Below are 16,624 nucleotides of genomic sequence, written 5' to 3' on the forward strand. Positions count from 1 at the left end.
ACAGGAAAAAATCCAAACTGGTGGAAACCGCTCGCCGCGCCAGATACCCGATACCCAGCACAAAAACGAAGTACAACGCCAACAACGCGTAATCCACCGCGTTGGCATCCAGCAGCTGACCCTGAGCCAGCATCTGGGTGCCGGCCCATCTCCCAGTGAACAAAGTGGTCCCTCTTTTCGCAGGAGCGTCGGCGTGGCGCGCCGAGAACGCAGGACGCGAAGGTGTCCCCGGCCGGGTCGAGGTCGATCCGGTCAATATGTTGTCCGCAGCAACTTATCACCGGGAGGTGTCGGCGCCGCTGGGCGTAACCGCATCGCAATCTGCGCGTTTCCCAACCGGGGCAACGGTTTCCGCCGATCGGCTCAGCGGTTGGCCAGCACCTGCTCGAAGGCCAGCTCGGCGGCGCCGAGCAGCTTGCCGTCCGCGCCGAGCGAGGACGTGACCAGCTTGGTGCCGCCCATCGCGCGGCTGACCAGGCTGCGCTCGGTGACGAGCTTGCCGACGTGGTCGATCAGCGTGCGCGGCAGCGAGGTGAACAGATCCCCGAGCACCACCAGCTGCGGGCACAGCAGGTTGACCACATTGCACAGTCCGACGGCCAGCCACTCGCCGAACTCGCCGAGCCGCTGCAACACCTCGTCCGGTTGCTGCGCCAAGGCGTGCAGCTCGGCGACGACCACGCCGCGCGGCGAGTCCTCCGGCAGGCCCAGCGCCCGGCTCAGGGCCCGCTCCCCCACCTCGGTCTCCCAGCATCCCCTGCTGCCGCAATAGCATTCGTGCCCGTCCGGCCGCACCACCATGTGCCCGAGCTCGCCGACGTAGCCGCCGCTGCCGCGCAACGGCATCCCACCGGAGATCACCCCGCCGCCGACGCCGACATCCGCCCCGACGAAGACCGCGTCGGTCGCGCCGCGCGCCGCCCCGCGGAGGTGTTCGGCGAGCGCGCTGAGCTCCGCGTCGTTGCCGACCTCCACCCGCCGGCCGTCCAGCGCCTTGGAAAGCCAGTCGCCGAGCGGCACTTCGGTCCAGTGCAGGTTCGGTGCCTCGCGCACCATCCCGTCCGCGCGGCGCACCACGCCGGGCGCCGAGGCGCCGACCGCCACGACGTCGACGCCGGCCTCCTCGATGAGCACCGCACTGTTGTCGACGATCTTGGTGAAGACCTCGCGCGGATTCCGGGTGGCCTGGCGCAGGCTCCAGCTGCACCGGTTGAGGATCTCGCCGCCGAGCCCGATCAGCGCCATCGCCACCTGCTCGACCCGGATGTCCACCGCCAGCGTCACCGCCGCGTGCGGCTGCGGCAGCACCAGCAGCGACGGCCGGCCCGCGCCGCTGCGCTGGGCGGGCACCCGCTCCACCACGAGCCCGTCCTTGACCAGCTCGTCGACCAGCGCCTTGATGGTGCTGCGGTTGAGCCCCATCTCGGTCGCCAACGCGGCCCTGGTGCAGGGCCCGCCGGTGTGCAGCCGACGCAGCAGTACCGCCCGGTTGTGCTGGCGCACCTCGTCGGGCCGCGCTCCCGCGGTTGGTGTCGTGGTCAACTCGGCCGCTTCCTCCGCCTGCTTCGGGCTTCCGATCCGGGACAAGCTGTAGCACAGCGGACGCTTGCGCTGCGCACCGTGCTCCCCGGCTCAGCCTTCATGCTGCGCCGTCGAACGCCGCCGGGACAACGCGTCCACGCCGGCGGCGGCCACCAGGACCAAGCCGGTGATGATGTTCACCGGCGCGGCGGCGAAGCCCAGCAGGTTCAGGCCGTTCTGGACGGTCGCGAGCACCGCGCCCCCGAGGACCGCGTCCTGCAGCCGGCCCTTCCCGCCGAACAGCGACGTGCCGCCGATGACGGCCGCGCCGACCGCGAACAGCACCAGGTTGCCGTTGCCCGCGCTGCCGTCGACCGAGCCGACCTTCGAGGTGTAGACGATGGCGCCCAGCGCCGCGACCGAGGAGCAGATGATGAACGCGCTCATCCGGATCTTGGCGACGTTCACCCCGGCGCGGTGCGCGGCGTCCCGGTTGTTGCCGACGGCGCGCAGGTGCCGGCCGAAGCGGGTGCGATCCAGCACGTACGTGCCCGCGATCAGCAGCACCAGGATGATCGGCACCACGTAGGGCACGCCGCGGATCGACGCCAGCTCCGGGTGCGGCGAGCGGTTGAGCGTCAGCAGGTACGTCGCGACGCCGCCGCAGCCGAGGACGGCGCCGACCTTGGCCACCACCAGCACGGTCGGCTGCGCGACGAGCCCGTGCCGGAGCCTGGTCAGGTGCCGGTGAGCCACCACGGCGGCGTATCCGGCGCCGGTCACCAGGAACAGCAGCCAGCTGCCCGCCACGCCGAGGCTGCTGTTGGCGACGGCGAACAGCTCCGGGCTCTGCCGGACCGAGATCGTGCCGCCCGGGCCGACCAGCTGGAGCACCACGCCGGACCAGGTGATGAACAGCCCCAGCGTCACGACGAACGACGGGATGCGGACCTTCGAGACCGCGAACCCGGTGACGCAACCGATCGCCGCGCCGACGCACACCGCCAGCAGCATCTCCAGCCACGGGTTAGCGCCGACCCCGGCGACCACGAGCACCAGCGCCAGCGCGGAAAGCCCGGCACCGAGCCAGATCCGCAGCAGCAGCGCCAGCAGCACCGCGGCCGCGAGCCCCAGCACGAAGGCGTAGTACACCGAGCCGCCCATCGCCCCGAGCAGGTTCCCGTCGTGCTGGAAGTGCAGTGCGAGCACTGACGCCGCCACGCCGGAGGCCGTGCCGGCGGACAGGTCGATCTCGCCGATCAGCAGCACGTAGACGATGCCCATCGCGATGATCGCCTGCCCGGCGCCCTGGTGCAGCAGGTTGGCCAGGTTGTTGAGGGTCAGGAAGTCCTCGGACAGGGCGGCGAACAGCACCAGCAGCACGGCCAGCATCACCAGTGCGGGCAGCGCGCCGAGATCACCGCGGCGGATCTTGCCGACGTAGTCGCGCAGGGCCTCGCCGGTGGCGCGAGAGGTCGTGTCGATGCCGAAGTCGGCGATGCGCAGCGCCGGTTCGGCCGCGCCGGTCGGGCTGTTCGTCATTGGCGTTCCTCGGAATCTCAGAATTTTCTTTGAAGCGGCGCAGCCGCTTAGCCCACCTACGCAGCTTGCACCGCCGCGGGTTCTCAGGGGTCTTCTCGCGAGGACAGCCCCGACGTGGTGAATTGGCATTCATGATGTCGGGGATCCCACAGCGAGAAGACCCCTGAGGTTCCGCTACCGGCACCGCCACGCAAAACGAGTTCAACGGGGTACCTCACACTGCTGTCGGGCGGGCGATGCCTAGGTCGCCGGAGCGGCCGGCGGTCATCAGCTCGACGACCTGGCCGTGGGTCAGGTCCCTGGCGGGCAGTTCGGCGGCCATGCGTCCCAGGTAGAGGGTGGCGATCCGGTCGGCGACCTCGAACACGTCGGACATGTTGTGGCTGATCAGCACCACGCCGAGGCCCTGGTCGGCCAGGCGGCGGATGAGGTCGAGGACCTGCCGGGTCTGCGCGACGCCGAGCGCCGCGGTGGGTTCGTCGAGGATCACCACCTTGCTGTTCCACAGCACGGCCTTGGCGATGGCGACGGTCTGCCGCTGACCGCCGGAGAGCGAGCCGACCCTCGCCCGCACGGAACCGACGGTGCGCACGGACAGGGAGCGGAGGGTGCGCCTCGCGGCCAGCTCCATCTCGGTGTCGTCGAGCAGCATCGCCGGGCCCCGCTCGCGGCCGAGGAACATGTTCTGCACGACGTCGAGGTCGTCGCACAGCGCGAGGTCCTGGTAGACCACCTCGATGCCCAGCGCGGCGGCGTCGCCGGGCCGCTGGATCTGCACGGGGCGGCCCTCGAAGACCACCTCGCCGCCGTCGATGCGGTGCATGCCCGCGATGCATTTGACCAATGTGGACTTCCCGGCGCCGTTGTCGCCGATCAGCGCGGTGACCTCGCCGGCGCGCACGGTGAAGTCCACCTCCCGCAGCGCGCGGACCGGGCCGAAGCTCTTGTTGACCCGGCGCAGCGCCAGGATCGGCTCGTGCACTCGCCCTCCCTCTAAGACATCAGGCGATGCCGAGCCGGTGGCAGGTGCCTGCCAGCTCGCCGCCGCAGATCTCCTCGGCCCGGACGCCCGCCGGGCCGAGCACCGACTTGATGTTGTCGCGCGTGATCAGCTGCGGCGGCAGCAGGACCGACTTCACCTCGCGCCCGCCGACCGGATCGGGCGTTCGCTGGTGGGCCAGCGCGTCGGCGGCCGCGGTGTCGCCGCGGGCGAGCGCGGCCGCCAGCTCCGCCGTCACCGACGCCTCGTCGCGGATCGGCTTGAACACCGTGGACGACTGGTAACCCTGCAGGATCGCGCGCAGGCCGTCGACGGTCATGTCCTGCCCGGTGACCGGGACCGCGCCCGCCAGGCCGTACTTCTGCAGCACGGTGATCACCGCCGAGGCCAGCCCGTCGTTGGCCGCGAGGACGCCGTCCACCCGCCCGTCGTTGGCGGTCAGCAGCTGTTCGAAGACCCGGCCGCCGGCCTGGTTGTCCCAGCCGTCGACGAACCGGCTGCTCGCCAGCCTCAGCTCGCCCGCGGCGTAGCGGGGGCCGAGTTCCGCGGACTGGCCGTGGTGCACCAGCGTCGCGTTGTGGTCGGTCGTAGCGCCGCCGATCTCGATGACCTGGCCGCCGGGCTTGTCGCGCATCGCCGTCGCGAGCGCCCGGGCCTGCAGTTCGCCGACTTCCTCGTGGTCGAAGCTGACGTAGTAGTCGGCGCTGCCGCCGACGTTGAGCCGGTCGTAGTCGATCACCGGCACGCCGAGCCGTTCGGCCTTCTGCTCGACGGTGGCCCCGGCGTCGCCGCTGGGTGCGGCGATGATCAGCACCTGCACCCGCTGGCTGAGCATGCCGTCGGCGATCTGGGCGAACTTCTGCGCGTCGCCCTGCGCGTTCTGCACGATCGGCGTGAGGCCTTCCCGGCGCAGCGCCGCCTGCAGCATCGGCTGGTCGAAATGCGCCCAGCGCGCCGAGGTCGCTGTGTCCGGGAGGATCACACCCACGCGCGGACCGCCGGTGCCCGGCGCGGCCGCGTCGGCGTCCGGCTCAGGCAGCCTGTTGTTCCCGCACGCCACCAGCAACAGCCCGATGCTGCAGGCCATCGCGATCAGCGCCGCGGGCGTTCTCCCCATCGAGAAGCCTTCCCCACTCCCGAACGGAATCGTGCACAACCAAACGTTGCGACAAACAACTTATGACACAACACCATGAGCGGAGAAGTTGACCTGATCGATGCAGTACCGAGACTTGATCGATGTAGCCCGCCTTCCCGGGGCGGCATCCGATGGTATGTTGCCGCCTGCAACATATTCCTCGCGGCCTTCCCAGCCCAGCGGCAGAGCGCACCCACGCCCCGCGCAGGCCGCCGGCTTCGCAGTTCCACCCCGCACGGATGACCTCCGAACGCAGAGGAGAACGGCATGACCCGTTGGTTAGGCACGACCCGCTCGCGGCTCGCGCTGGCGCTCACCGCGGTGGCTTGCACCGCCGCGGTCACCCCCGCCGTGGCTGCGGCACCGCCCGCCTACCGCGACGCGACGCGTCCGGTCGCCGACCGGGTGGACGACCTGATGGCGCGAATGTCGTTGCAGGACAAAATAGGCCAGATGACGCAGGCCGAGCGGCTGGCCGCCGACCCGGGCACCGCGGCGGCCGCCGGGATCGGCTCGATCCTCAGCGGCGGCGGATCCGCGCCGACGCCGAACACCGCGGAAGCCTGGGCGGACATGTACGACGCCTACCAGCGGGCGACCATCGCCACCCCGCTGGGCATTCCGATCATCTACGGCGTCGACGCGGTGCACGGGCACAACAACGTGCACGGCGCGACGATCTTCCCGCACAACATCGGGCTCGGCGCCACCAACGACCCGGAGCTGGTCGAGCGCATCGGTCGCGCAACCGCCGAGGAGGTCGCCGGCACCGGCATCGACTGGGACTTCGCGCCATGCCTGTGCGTGGCGCGCAACGACCGCTGGGGACGCACCTACGAGTCGTTCGGCGAAACCCCGGAGCGGCCCGCGGCGATGGCCTCCGCCGTGACCGGGCTGCAGGGGTCCACTCTGGACGGTCCGGCGTCCGTGCTGGCCACGGCGAAGCACTACGTCGGTGACGGCGGCACGACCGGCGGCGACGACCAGGGCAACACCGAGATCGACGAGGCCGAGCTGCGCGCGGTGCACCTGCCGCCGTTCCAGGCCGCGATCGAGCGCGGCGTCGGCTCGGTGATGATCTCCTACAGCAGCTGGAACGGCGTCAAGATGCACACCGGCGACTACCTGATCAACGACGTGCTCAAGGGCGAGCTGGGCTTCACCGGTTTCGTCGTGTCGGACTGGCAGGCCATCGACAAGATCGACGGCCAGGAGGGCTTCACCGCCGACGAGGTGCGCGATTCGGTCAACGCCGGGCTGGACATGATCATGGTGCCGAACGAGTACCAGAAGTTCATGGACCTGCTGCGCGCCGAGGTCGAGGCCGGCCGGGTGCCGATGGAGCGCATCGACGACGCCAACCGCCGCATCCTGACCAAGAAGTTCGAGCTCGGCCTGTTCGAGCGGCCGTTCACCGATCGCAGCCTCACCGGAACCGTCGGCAGCACTGAGCACCGGGAACTCGCCCGCGAGGCGGTCCGCGAATCGCAGGTGCTGCTGAAGAACGACGGGAACGTGCTGCCGCTGGCCAAGGACGGCGGCAAGATCTTCGTCGCGGGCAAGAACGCCGACGACATCGGCAACCAGAGCGGCGGCTGGACCATCAGCTGGCAGGGCAGCAGCGGCCCGATCACGCCGGGAACCACGATCCTGCAAGGAATTCAGCAGGCGGTCTCCTCCGGCACCGAGGTGACCTACGACCGCAACGGCAAGGGCATCGACGGCAGCTACCGGGCGGCGATCGCGGTGGTCGGCGAAACCCCGTACGCCGAAGGCGAAGGCGACCGCCCGGAAGGCATGGGCCTGGACGAGGAGGACCAGGCGACGCTGGCCCGGCTCCAGGAGTCCGGGGTGCCGGTGATCGTGGTGACCGTGTCGGGTCGCCCGCTGGACGTCGCGGCGGACCTGCCGAACTGGGACGCGCTCCTGGCGGCCTGGCTGCCCGGCACCGAAGGCGCCGGCGTGGCCGACGTCCTCTTCGGCGACCACGACCCGACCGGAACCCTGCCGATGACCTGGATGGCCGGCGCGGACCAGCAGCCGATCAACGACGGGGACGGCCAGAAACCCCTGTTCCCCTACGGCTACGGCCTGACCTACTGAGATGAAACGGGCGCTTTCGGCTCTGTTGAGCCGAAAGCGCCCGTTCATCGCGAGGTCTCAGGCGCTCAGCCCGGAGTGCGTTCGAACCCGTAGGCGCGCTCCACCTTCGCGATCTCGATGTAGTAGTCGGCGTACCACTTCTCCTTGCCGAGCCGCTGCGCCTCCAGGTGCTCGGGGTGCTGCTGCCAGGCCCTGATCGACTCGGCGTCCCGGTAGTACAGCACCGTCAGTTCCCTGCCGTCGGCGCCGGTTCGCGACTCCCGCCCCAGATATCCGGGCTGTTGCACCCCCAGCTCGGCCATTCGCTCGTCCATTGCTGCGTAGCCGTCCAGGTCGCCGTCGTTCAAAGCGCTGTTGATGATGACGACGTAGTAGGGCGGCTCGGGTTTGATGAAGGCCACCAGCGGAGCCTAGGACATCCGGGATACCCGTACAACGTATATTCCGGATCACCCGCTCGCGGGCAGGATCCGGCCCGCCACCTCGCCGAACCCGATCCGGGAGCCGTTCGGCCCCGGGGCCGTCGCCGTGATGGTGACCTCGTCCCCGTCCTGGAGGAACGTGCGTTCCTCCGCGCCGACTTCGACCGGTTCCTTGCCGCCCCAGGTGAGTTCGATGAACGCGCCGCGCTGATCCTTCTCCGGGCCCGAGATCGTGCCGGACGCGTACAGGTCACCGGTGCGGCTGGTCGCCCCGTTGACCGTCAGGTGCGCCAGCATCTGGGCCGGGGACCAGTACATCTCCCGGTACGGCGGCCGGGAGACCTCGTGCCCGTTCCAGGAGACCGCGAGGTCGATGTCCAGGCCCCACGGCTCCGTTTCGCGCAGGTACGGCAGAGGTTTCGGCTCCTGGTCCGGGACCGGGACGCGCGCGGCCTCCAGCGCTAGCAGCGGAACCACCCACGCGGAGATCGAGGTGGCGAAGCTCTTGCCGAGGAACGGGCCCAGTGGCACGTACTCCCACGCCTGGATGTCGCGGGCCGACCAGTCGTTGACCAGCACGACGCCGAACACGCGGGTGGCGAAGTCCGCGGCGGGCACGGTGCTGCCCAGGTCGGAGCCGGTGCCGACGATGAAGCCGAGCTCCGCCTCGATGTCCAGGCGGCGGCATGGGCCGAACGTCGGGGCGTCCTCGTCCGGCGACTTGCGCTGGCCGCTGGGGCGGACGATGTCGGTGCCCGACACCACGACCGTTCCACTACGCCCGTGGTAGCCGACCGGCAGGTGCTTCCAGTTCGGCATCAGCGGCTCGGCGTTCGGCCGGAACAGCCGGCCGAGGTTGGCCGCGTGGTGCTCCGAGGCGTAGAAGTCGACGTAGTCGGCGACCTCGATCGGCAGGTGCGTGGTGACGTCGGCGACCGGGTGCACGGCCGCATCCGGCACGTCCCCGGACACCAGCTCGGCGATCTGCCGCCGCACCTGCACCCAGCGTTCGTGGCCCTGCGCCATGAACGCGTTCAGGCTCGGCCGCGCGAAGACCTCGTCGCGCAGCGCCACCGCGAGGTCCACAACGGACTCCCCGACGCGGACGCCGACCCGCGGCTCGGTGCCGGGAGTGGAGAACACGCCGTAGGGCAGGTTGTCGAGCCCGAACGGCGAACCGGCGGGGATGTCGATCACGGTCACGAGGCGACTCCTTCTGCGCTGAGCACGGCCGCGGGCACCAGGCCCAGGTCCACCAGCTCGGTCAAGGGCTCGATGATGCTGCACGTGCCGAAGGACAGGAACCGCTCGCGGGCGGCCGCGCCCCGCGCGTCGTCCAGGTTCGCGACGCGCTCGGCGACCTTGCGCGCATCGCGTTCGGCGAGGATTTCGGCGATCTCGGACTCGTCGGCGAAGTCCACCGCCGCATCGGTCGCCAGCAGCAGGTTCAGGTAGCCGTGCTGCTCGAAACCGGTTGCGGGATCGGTGTTGCGGATCGCGTGGTGCAACCCGGCGGTGGCCTTGAACGGCACCCGCGCGTCGACGACCGCCCGGATCGCGGCGGCCAGTTCCGCCTCGTCCGGGTACAGCTCGGCCTTCACCCCGCCGGTGCGGAACTTGGCCTGGTACCGGGTGCCGGCGCAGGCGGCGATGATCTCCGGGCGCCGCTGGTCGCGGGGCACCTCGACGAAGATGGCCACGTCCTCGGCCGCCGCGCAGGCCCGGTCGAGCTCGGTGAAGAACTCCGTCGGAGCCTGCCCGGCGGGCACCGCGACCTCCAGGGCGCGCAACCGGACCGGCAGCGACCCGGCGGCGTCGAACACGGCCCGGAGCTGCCCCGGCCCCTCCGGCGCGGTGACCGAGAGGTCGAGCCGGTCGCCGGATTCGAGCAGGCCGGCGAGCTCCGCCAGCGCCGGTGCGGCGAGCACCAGCGGCCCGACGAGCTCGGCGTACGGCGCGTCGGTGTGCCGGGTGTGCGCGGCGACGGCGTCGGGCAGCGGCGCCAGCCCGGGCGGGAACACCGCGGCGTCATCGCACAGCGATTTCGCGAAATCCGGGATGGTCACTGCTTCGGCCCCCGTCCCGCCCAGGTCCAGGCGTAGCCGGGATCTTCGGCCGCGCGGCCGCCCTCGCCGAGCTCCAGCGGGCGGAACGTGTCGACCATGACAGCGAGCTCGTCGAAGTACTCCACACCGATGCTGCGCTCGTAGGCTCCCGGCTGCGGGCCGTGCGAGTGCCCGCCCGGGTGCAGGGAGATCGAGCCCTGCCCGATCCCGGAGCCCTTGCGCGCCTCGTAGTCCCCGCCGCAGTAGAACATCACCTCGTCGGAGTCCACATTGGAGTGGTAGTACGGCACCGGGATGGACAGCGGATGGTAGTCCACCTTGCGCGGCACGAAGTTGCACACCACGAAGTTGTTGCCCTCGAAGACCTGGTGCACCGGCGGCGGCTGGTGCACGCGGCCGGTGATCGGTTCGAAGTCGGACACGTTGAAGGTGTACGGGTACAGGCAGCCGTCCCAGCCGACCACGTCGAACGGGTGCTCCGGGTAGACGAACCGGGTGCCGACGATGCCGGTGCTGCCGCGGTGCTTGACCAGCACCTCGACGTCGGTGCCGTCGGCCAGGACCGGCTCGGTGGGGCCGTGCAGGTCGCGTTCGCAGTACGGCGAGTGCTCCAGCAGCTGGCCGAACTTCGACAGGTACCGGCGCGGTGGCGTGATGTGCGAGTTGGCCTCGATGCAGTACGCGCGCACCGGCTCGTCGCCCTGCGGCAGCCAGCGGTGCGTGGTCGCCCGCGGCAGGATCACGTAGTCGCCCGGCCGGAACGGCAGCGCGCCGAACACCGTCTCGACGACGCCCTCGCCGGACTCGATGTACACGCACTCGTCGCCGATCCCGTTGCGGTACAGCGGAGAAGCCTCGCCCGCGACGACGTAGGAGATGCGCACGTCGGCGTTGCCCAGGACCAGCCGGCGGCCGGTCACCACGTCGTGGCGCTTCCACTCCTGGCCGCCGAAGAGCTCGTGCAGCTTCAGGTGCCGCGGTCGCAGCGGGTGGTTCGGCTCGGTGCCCAGGTCGGGCAGTTCCCACACCGTCGAATCGACCAGCGCGGACGGGAGGTTGCGGTGGTAGAGCAGCGACGAGTCGCTCGAGAAGCCCTCCTCCCCCATCAGCTCCTCGTAGTACAGGCCGCCGTCGGGCCTGCGGTGCTGGGTGTGCCGCTTCGGCGGCACCTCACCGACCTGCCGGTAGTACGCCATCGCCCTCGCCTCCTTGCAACGGCCCAGGAACCCTTCGGCCCCGGCGCATTTAATCAATGTATTTACTACTTGCGCCCGGCGCAACAGCCGAAGGGATCAGTTCCGGCCGCGGATGTCGAACTGGTCGCGGTTGGTGATGAGCTTGTCCAGCAGCATGATCAGGATGCGCTGCTCGGCCTCGGTGAGCACGCTCGCCCACTCGTGTTCCCGCTCGTTCTGCGCCCGGAACACCTCGACCATCTCCCGCTGCCCGTCCTCCGTCAGCGACAGCAGCACGGAGCGGCCGTCGCGCTCGCCCGGCGCTCGGTCCAGCAGCCCGTCCGCGACCAGCGTCTTCGCCAGGTTCGACACCGCGGCCCGGCTCATCCCGGTCAGCTCGGCGGCCTTCTTGGCCTCCAGCGGCCCGGCCAGCCAGGTGACGAACAGCAGCCGGAAGCCCGACCAGGACCGGCCGCGCGGCCGGTGCACCGCCGCCTCCAGGTCGTAGGTGACGATGTTGGACGCCCGGTTGAGCGTCAGCAGCACCTCGGTGGCCAGTTGGTGCCGGAACCCGTACTCGGTGGCCAGCCGGTGGTTCGCCATCTCGACGAAGGACCAGAAATCCAGCTCGTCCGCGGCCATCGCATCCTCCGTCGCAAACTGATCAATGTATGAACTATCTCAGCTCGGCCCGGGAAACACCACCCAGCTGAGCCGGTTCTCAGCCCGCGGGCCGCTCTCAGCGTTATCTCAGCAACCTTCAGCCACGCTTGACCCAGGACCCGACAGGAGGAGTCTCATGAAACGGAAGAACGTGGCTTATGCGGCGACCGCCGGTGCCGCGGTGGGCGTGCTCGGCCTGACCGCGCTCGCGCTGCCCGCCGGCGCCGGCCCCGCCCCGGCGTTACCCCCGGTGGCGCCGGAGCAGCTGGTGGAGTCGGTGATGCGGGCGGACCCGCCGGCGCTGACCGGCACCGTCGAGGTGGACAACGCGCTCGGCCTGCCCGCGATCCCGGGCGCGGGCCAGGCCTCCGAGCTCCTTTCCGACGGCACCAGCAAGTTCCAGGTGTGGGCCGATGGCCAGGGCCGCCACCGCGTCTCGGTGCCCTCGCACAACGGAGAGATGACCGTCGTCGACGACGGCTCGACGGTGTGGAAGTGGGATTCGGCCGAGCAGAAGGTGGTCCGCTCGACGGGACACGCGCCGGAATCCGCCGAGCACCAGGGCCTGGCCGATCCCGCCGCGGCGGCCCGCCAGATCATCGACAAGCTCCGGCAGACTAGCGACGTGAAGGTGGACGGCACGGCCAGCGTCGCCGGCCGCGACGCCTACGAGCTGGTGCTCACGCCGAAGCCGACCGAGCGCACCCTGTTGCGCGAGGTGCGGGTCGCGGTGGACGCGGAGAAGCGCATCCCGCTGGAGCTCTCGGTGCTCACCAACGGTTCGAACGACCCGGCCTTCCAGGTCGGCTTCAGCGACGTCGACCTCAGCGCCCCGGACCCGGCCCTGTTCCGGTTCACCCCGCCCGCGGGCGCGGAGGTGACGGACGGCAAGGCCGAACACGCGCCGCAGCAGCGCCCGGAGCACCCGCAGGGCGAGCACAAGGTCGTCGGCGACGGCTGGGACCTGGTCGTGGTGGCCCAGCTGCCGCAGCAGCAGGAGAAGCAGCAGGGCGGCCAGGACCTGCGCCAGGTCGCCGAGCAGGTCGGCAAGCCGGTCGGCGGGCCGTGGGGCAACGGCTGGATCATCGGCACGGCGGCGGGCAACGCCCTGCTCACCTCCGACGGCCGCGTCGCGGCCGGTGCGGTGCCGGAGCAGGTGCTCACCGCCGCACTCGGCGGGGCGTGATGGCGAACGCAGTCGAAGCGGTGAGGGCGGCGACGACCGCCCCCACCGCGGGCTCTCTCGCGGCGCGCACCGCCGGCCTGCGCAAGGCCTACGGCCGGACCGTCGCGGTAGCGGGCGTCGACCTCGCGGTCCCTCGGGGCGGCGTGGTCGGCGTGCTCGGCCCCAACGGCTCGGGCAAGACCACCACGATCCGGATGCTGCTGGGCCTCACCGCCCCCACCTCCGGCACGGTCGAGCTGCTGGGCCACCGGTTGCCGGAGCACAGCGGCCGGGTGCTGCCGCGGGTCGGCGCACTGGTCGAAGGGCCGGGCTTCCACCCGTTCCTGTCCGGCCGGGAGAACCTGCTGCGCTGCGCGGCGATGGAACCGGCGCTGCGCGGCCCGGAGATCCGCGGAGTGGTCGAGCAGGCTCTGGAGCGCGTCGGCTTGGGCGCGGCCGCCGGCCGCCGGTACCGGGGCTACTCGCTGGGCATGAAGCAGCGGCTGGGCCTGGCGGCGGCCTTGCTGGTGCCGCGCGAGCTGGTGGTGCTCGACGAGCCGACCAACGGCCTGGACCCGGCGGGCACCCGCGAGATCCGCCGGATCATCGCGGAACTGCACGCGGCGGGCACGACGGTGCTGGTGTCCTCGCACCTGCTCGCCGAGATCGAGGCGACCTGCACGCACGTCGCGGTGCTGCACCGCGGTTCGCTGGTCGCGCAGGGCGAACTCGCCGCCATGCTGGAGGCCGGCGCGCCGCACCTCGTGGTGTCCACATCGGATGCTTCCGGCGCGGTGGCAACGCTGACCGGCAAGGGCGTGCAGGCGCGGGAGGACGCCGGGGCGGTCCGCGCCGATCTGTCCGATGTGGACTCCGCAGAGGTCGTCGCGATGCTCGTCCACGCCGGTGTTCCGGTGCACGAAGCGCGGCTGGCCCGGACCGGCTTGGAGGACCTCTTCGCCCGGCTGACCGAGGAGGAGCTGTGACAGCGATCGACGCAACCGCGACGGCGGGGCGGACGTCCGCGCCGTTGGGGCGCGTCCTGCTGGCCGAGCTGCGGTGGGTGCTGCGCAGGCCGCGCAACCTGCTCGCGCTCGTCCTGCTGGCGGGCCTCCCGGTGCTCCTCGGCACCGCGATCGCCGTCACCGGCGGGCCGGGCGGCCGCGGTGGCGGTTCCCTCCTCGCCGCAGTGGCCGGAAACGGGCTGGTGCTGCCGGTCGCGGCCCTGGTGCTCGCGCAGACGCTGCTGCTGCCGCTGGTCGTGGCGATGGTCGCGGCCGACGCGCTGGCCGGCGAGTCGGCGCACGGCACGCTGCGCGGCCTGCTGCTCGCGCCCGTGGGGCGGGTGCGGCTGGTCGGCGTCAAGGCAGTTGGCGTGCTGGTGATGGCGGTGCTCGCGGTGGCCGTCATCGCCTTCAGCGGCGTCCTCACCGGGCTGGTCATCGTCGGCGGCGACGGCATGGTCACCCTGTCCGGGACCACGTTGCCGATCGGCTCGGCGCTGGGCCGGGTGGCGCTGGCCGCCGGGTGGTCCGCGGTGCAGATGGCCGCGGTCGGGGCGGTCGCGCTGGCGATCTCGTCGCTCACCGAGCACCCGCTGGTGGTCATGGCCGCCACCATGGGCGGCCTGATCGTGTTCGGGGTGCTCGGCACGATCCCGGCCCTGGACTGGCTGCAGCCGTTGCTGATCACCACCGACTGGTCGGCGGTGATGGACGTGCTGCGCGACCCGATCAGCGGCGACACGCTGGTCACGGGTCTGCTCCGAGCGGGTTGCTACCTGCTCATCGGCCTGTCCGCGGCCATCGCGCGCGTGGTCACCAAGGACGCCTGACGGTGCGGGGGCGGCGACGCCTCCGCACCCCGGCTTCAGCGCAGCAGCATCGCGTACAGCTCCAGCCACGCGGCCCGCAGCAGCAGGCGCGTCGTTCCGCCTCGGTCCCAGCCGATCGTCGTCCGGTCGTTTCGAACTGATCTCTGCTGCCGGTGGTGGCGCAATTCGAACCCTTCGATCCCGCCGGACCGGCCGCCCGCGGCGCCCGCTCCGAATCCCCGACGCCTGGCAAGACTCCGTTGTCCCGCCAGGCCGCACCTCGTCCGGGGCGCTGCCCCGTCCAGAACGTGCGTCGGACACATTGCTCGTTACTCGCCGGTTGCGCAAGGAAAATTTCACCGCGCGCCGCCGGGGCGGGCCGGTAGGTTCGAGTCCGTCGTCCGCCTCCGGAGGGGTGCCATGGAGTTCCGCCATCTCGGCCGCAGCGGCCTGGTCATCAGCGAGATCGCCTACGGCAACTGGATCACCCACGGGTCCCAGGTCGCCGAGGACGCCGCGACCGCGTGCATCCGCGCCGCGCTGGACGCCGGCATCACCACCTTCGACACCGCCGACGTCTACGCCGAGGGCCGCGCCGAGGCCGTCCTGGGCCGCGCGCTGCGGGGCGAGCGGCGCGAGGGGCTGGAGATCTTCACCAAGGTCTACTTCCCCACCGGGCCGGGCCGCAACGACCGGGGGCTCAGCCGCAAGCACATCATGGAGTCCATCGACGCCTCGCTGCGCCGCCTGCAGACCGACCACGTCGACCTCTACCAGGCGCACCGCTACGACCCGGAAACCCCGCTGGAGGAGACCATCGAGGCCCTCGCCGACGTGGTCCGGGCCGGCAAGGCGCACTACATCGGCGTGTCGGAGTGGACCGCCGAGCAGATCCGCGCCGGTCACGCGCTGGCCCGCGAGCTGCACGTGCCGCTGGTGTCCAACCAGCCGCAGTACTCGGCGCTGTGGCGGGTGATCGAGGACGAGGTGGTGCCGGCCTCGGCGGAGCTGGGCATCGGCCAGATCGTCTGGTCGCCCATCGCGCAGGGCGTGCTCACCGGCAAGTACCTGCCCGGGTCCGCGCCGCCGGCGGGTTCCCGCGCCACCGACTCCAACGGCGGCGCGACCTTCGTCGCCCGCTTCCTCCGGGACGACGTGCTGGAGCGCGTGCAGCAGCTCGAGCCGCTGGCCGCCGAGGCGGGCCTGTCGCCGGCGCAGCTGGCGGTGGCCTGGGTGCTGCAGAACCCGAACGTCTCGGCGGCCATCATCGGCGCCTCCCGGCCCGAGCAGATCGCCGAGAACGTCGCGGCGTCCGGCGTCCGGCTCGAAGCCGGGCTGCTGCGGCGAATGGAGGAAATCCTCGCCCCGGTCGCCGAGCGCAACCCGGCGAAGACCGCCGAGAACGCCCCGAAGGCCCGGAAATGAGCTAGTGGCTGAGCTTCTCCCACAGCGGCGACGAACCTTGGCGCGGCGTCGGCACGAACGGCGCGTCCGCCAGCGTCGCGTAGCGGCGCCTCGCCCGGGAGACCGCGCCCGCGACCAGCCCGACCGCGCAGGCGCAGACGAGCACGCCCAGCCCGACCGCGGCCGCCTGGTCGAAGGTCAGGTCGCCGCGCACGCCGATGGCGAACGTGTCGTAGAAACCCCAGCACACAGCCGTTGTCGCGGCGGCGGCCGGCACGGTGGTGACCGCCGATACGACCGCGACCAGGATCGCCAACCCGATCGCCGCGGCCGCGGGACGTGCCGCATCCCCGACGGGGATGCACGCCGCGGTCACGACGAACCCGCTGGCGAACCCGAGCGGATATCCGAAACCCCCTGGCAAGACCTGCGAATGCGGATGCCTCATGCCCCCATTAGACACCCCGGGGCTCGCGGCACCCCGACGTCGCGGCCGGATTGACATCCCCCGTACGCCGATCTGACGAATCCCGGACGGCGCAACCGGCCGAATCCGGCCTTGCCTTCGCCGGGTTCGCCGTTGCAAGCTCGACTGAGCGATCGATCAGTTGC

16 protein-coding genes are annotated in these 16,624 nt (G+C 71.2%); 5 read left to right on the forward strand and 11 right to left on the reverse strand.

Features of this window, described 5'->3' with window-relative positions:
- Window positions 1–363: 363 nt before the first annotated feature.
- From E1288_RS39125 to E1288_RS39140, 4 genes are all read right to left on the reverse strand, one after another.
- The gene (locus E1288_RS39125; RefSeq protein WP_132493727.1) at window positions 364–1,542 is read right to left on the reverse strand and encodes an ROK family transcriptional regulator; all 1,179 of its coding nucleotides are present in this window, start codon (window positions 1,540–1,542) and stop codon (window positions 364–366) included.
- Window positions 1,543–1,632: 90 nt separating this feature from the next.
- A complete protein-coding gene (locus E1288_RS39130; RefSeq protein WP_132493728.1) occupies window positions 1,633–3,063 on the reverse strand; it encodes a sugar ABC transporter permease in 1,431 nt (476 codons plus the stop codon).
- A gap of 214 nt (window positions 3,064–3,277) precedes the next feature.
- Complete coding sequence (locus E1288_RS39135) at window positions 3,278–4,045, reverse strand: ATP-binding cassette domain-containing protein (RefSeq protein ID WP_132493729.1); 768 nt, start codon at window positions 4,043–4,045, stop codon at window positions 3,278–3,280.
- 19 nt (window positions 4,046–4,064) lie between these two features.
- The gene (locus E1288_RS39140; protein WP_132493730.1) at window positions 4,065–5,180 is read right to left on the reverse strand and encodes a sugar ABC transporter substrate-binding protein; all 1,116 of its coding nucleotides are present in this window, start codon (window positions 5,178–5,180) and stop codon (window positions 4,065–4,067) included.
- Between the two features lie 288 nt (window positions 5,181–5,468).
- Here E1288_RS39140 and E1288_RS39145 point away from each other — a divergent pair, with 288 nt between their 5' ends.
- On the forward strand, window positions 5,469–7,304 hold the full coding sequence (locus E1288_RS39145) for a glycoside hydrolase family 3 protein (protein ID WP_132493731.1): 1,836 nt from the start codon (window positions 5,469–5,471) through the stop codon (window positions 7,302–7,304).
- Between the two features lie 65 nt (window positions 7,305–7,369).
- Here the strand turns inward: E1288_RS39145 and E1288_RS39150 are convergent, their stop codons facing one another.
- The 5 genes from E1288_RS39150 to E1288_RS39170 form a co-directional block, all read right to left on the reverse strand.
- Window positions 7,370–7,705 carry an antibiotic biosynthesis monooxygenase family protein gene (locus tag E1288_RS39150; protein WP_132493732.1) on the reverse strand — a complete coding sequence of 112 codons (336 nt, stop codon included), beginning with the start codon at window positions 7,703–7,705 and terminating at the stop codon, window positions 7,370–7,372.
- A gap of 48 nt (window positions 7,706–7,753) precedes the next feature.
- A complete protein-coding gene (gene fahA, locus E1288_RS39155) occupies window positions 7,754–8,929 on the reverse strand; it encodes a fumarylacetoacetase (RefSeq protein ID WP_132493733.1) in 1,176 nt (391 codons plus the stop codon).
- Window positions 8,926–9,792, reverse strand: a complete 867-nt coding sequence (locus E1288_RS39160; RefSeq protein WP_132493734.1) for a hypothetical protein — start codon at window positions 9,790–9,792, stop codon at window positions 8,926–8,928. The genes fahA and E1288_RS39160 overlap by 4 nt, the downstream gene beginning before the upstream one ends.
- Window positions 9,789–10,988: a homogentisate 1,2-dioxygenase gene (locus E1288_RS39165; protein WP_132493735.1), complete on the reverse strand. Its 1,200-nt coding sequence runs from the start codon at window positions 10,986–10,988 to the stop codon at window positions 9,789–9,791. The genes E1288_RS39160 and E1288_RS39165 overlap by 4 nt, the downstream gene beginning before the upstream one ends.
- 96 nt (window positions 10,989–11,084) lie before the next feature.
- The gene (locus E1288_RS39170; RefSeq protein WP_132493736.1) at window positions 11,085–11,609 is read right to left on the reverse strand and encodes a MarR family winged helix-turn-helix transcriptional regulator; all 525 of its coding nucleotides are present in this window, start codon (window positions 11,607–11,609) and stop codon (window positions 11,085–11,087) included.
- 157 nt (window positions 11,610–11,766) lie between these two features.
- Here E1288_RS39170 and E1288_RS39175 point away from each other — a divergent pair, with 157 nt between their 5' ends.
- Genes E1288_RS39175 through E1288_RS39185 form a run of 3 tightly spaced genes read left to right on the forward strand, consistent with a single transcriptional unit; the run spans window position 11,767 to window position 14,629 of the window.
- On the forward strand, window positions 11,767–12,816 hold the full coding sequence (locus E1288_RS39175; protein WP_132493737.1) for a LolA family protein: 1,050 nt from the start codon (window positions 11,767–11,769) through the stop codon (window positions 12,814–12,816).
- Complete coding sequence (locus E1288_RS39180) at window positions 12,816–13,781, forward strand: ABC transporter ATP-binding protein (RefSeq protein WP_132493738.1); 966 nt, start codon at window positions 12,816–12,818, stop codon at window positions 13,779–13,781. The genes E1288_RS39175 and E1288_RS39180 overlap by 1 nt, the downstream gene beginning before the upstream one ends.
- Window positions 13,778–14,629: an ABC transporter permease gene (locus tag E1288_RS39185; RefSeq protein ID WP_207954804.1), complete on the forward strand. Its 852-nt coding sequence runs from the start codon at window positions 13,778–13,780 to the stop codon at window positions 14,627–14,629. The genes E1288_RS39180 and E1288_RS39185 overlap by 4 nt, the downstream gene beginning before the upstream one ends.
- Window positions 14,630–14,664: 35 nt before the next feature.
- Here the strand turns inward: E1288_RS39185 and E1288_RS49980 are convergent, their stop codons facing one another.
- Window positions 14,665–14,793: a hypothetical protein gene (locus E1288_RS49980; RefSeq protein ID WP_268952012.1), complete on the reverse strand. Its 129-nt coding sequence runs from the start codon at window positions 14,791–14,793 to the stop codon at window positions 14,665–14,667.
- A 235-nt stretch (window positions 14,794–15,028) separates the two neighbouring features.
- On the opposite strand from E1288_RS49980, the gene E1288_RS39190 reads away from it, so the two are divergent.
- The gene (locus E1288_RS39190) at window positions 15,029–16,033 is read left to right on the forward strand and encodes an aldo/keto reductase family protein (RefSeq protein ID WP_132493739.1); all 1,005 of its coding nucleotides are present in this window, start codon (window positions 15,029–15,031) and stop codon (window positions 16,031–16,033) included.
- 1 nt (window position 16,034) lies between these two features.
- Here E1288_RS39190 and E1288_RS39195 read toward each other — a convergent pair whose 3' ends face one another.
- Entirely contained in the window at window positions 16,035–16,460 is a 426-nt protein-coding gene (locus E1288_RS39195; RefSeq protein ID WP_132493740.1) for a hypothetical protein, read from the reverse strand.
- Window positions 16,461–16,624 lie beyond the last annotated feature (164 nt).

It is taken from the genome of Saccharopolyspora elongata (assembly GCF_004348985.1).
In the GTDB taxonomy this organism is placed as follows: Bacteria; Actinomycetota; Actinomycetes; order Mycobacteriales; family Pseudonocardiaceae; genus Saccharopolyspora; species Saccharopolyspora elongata.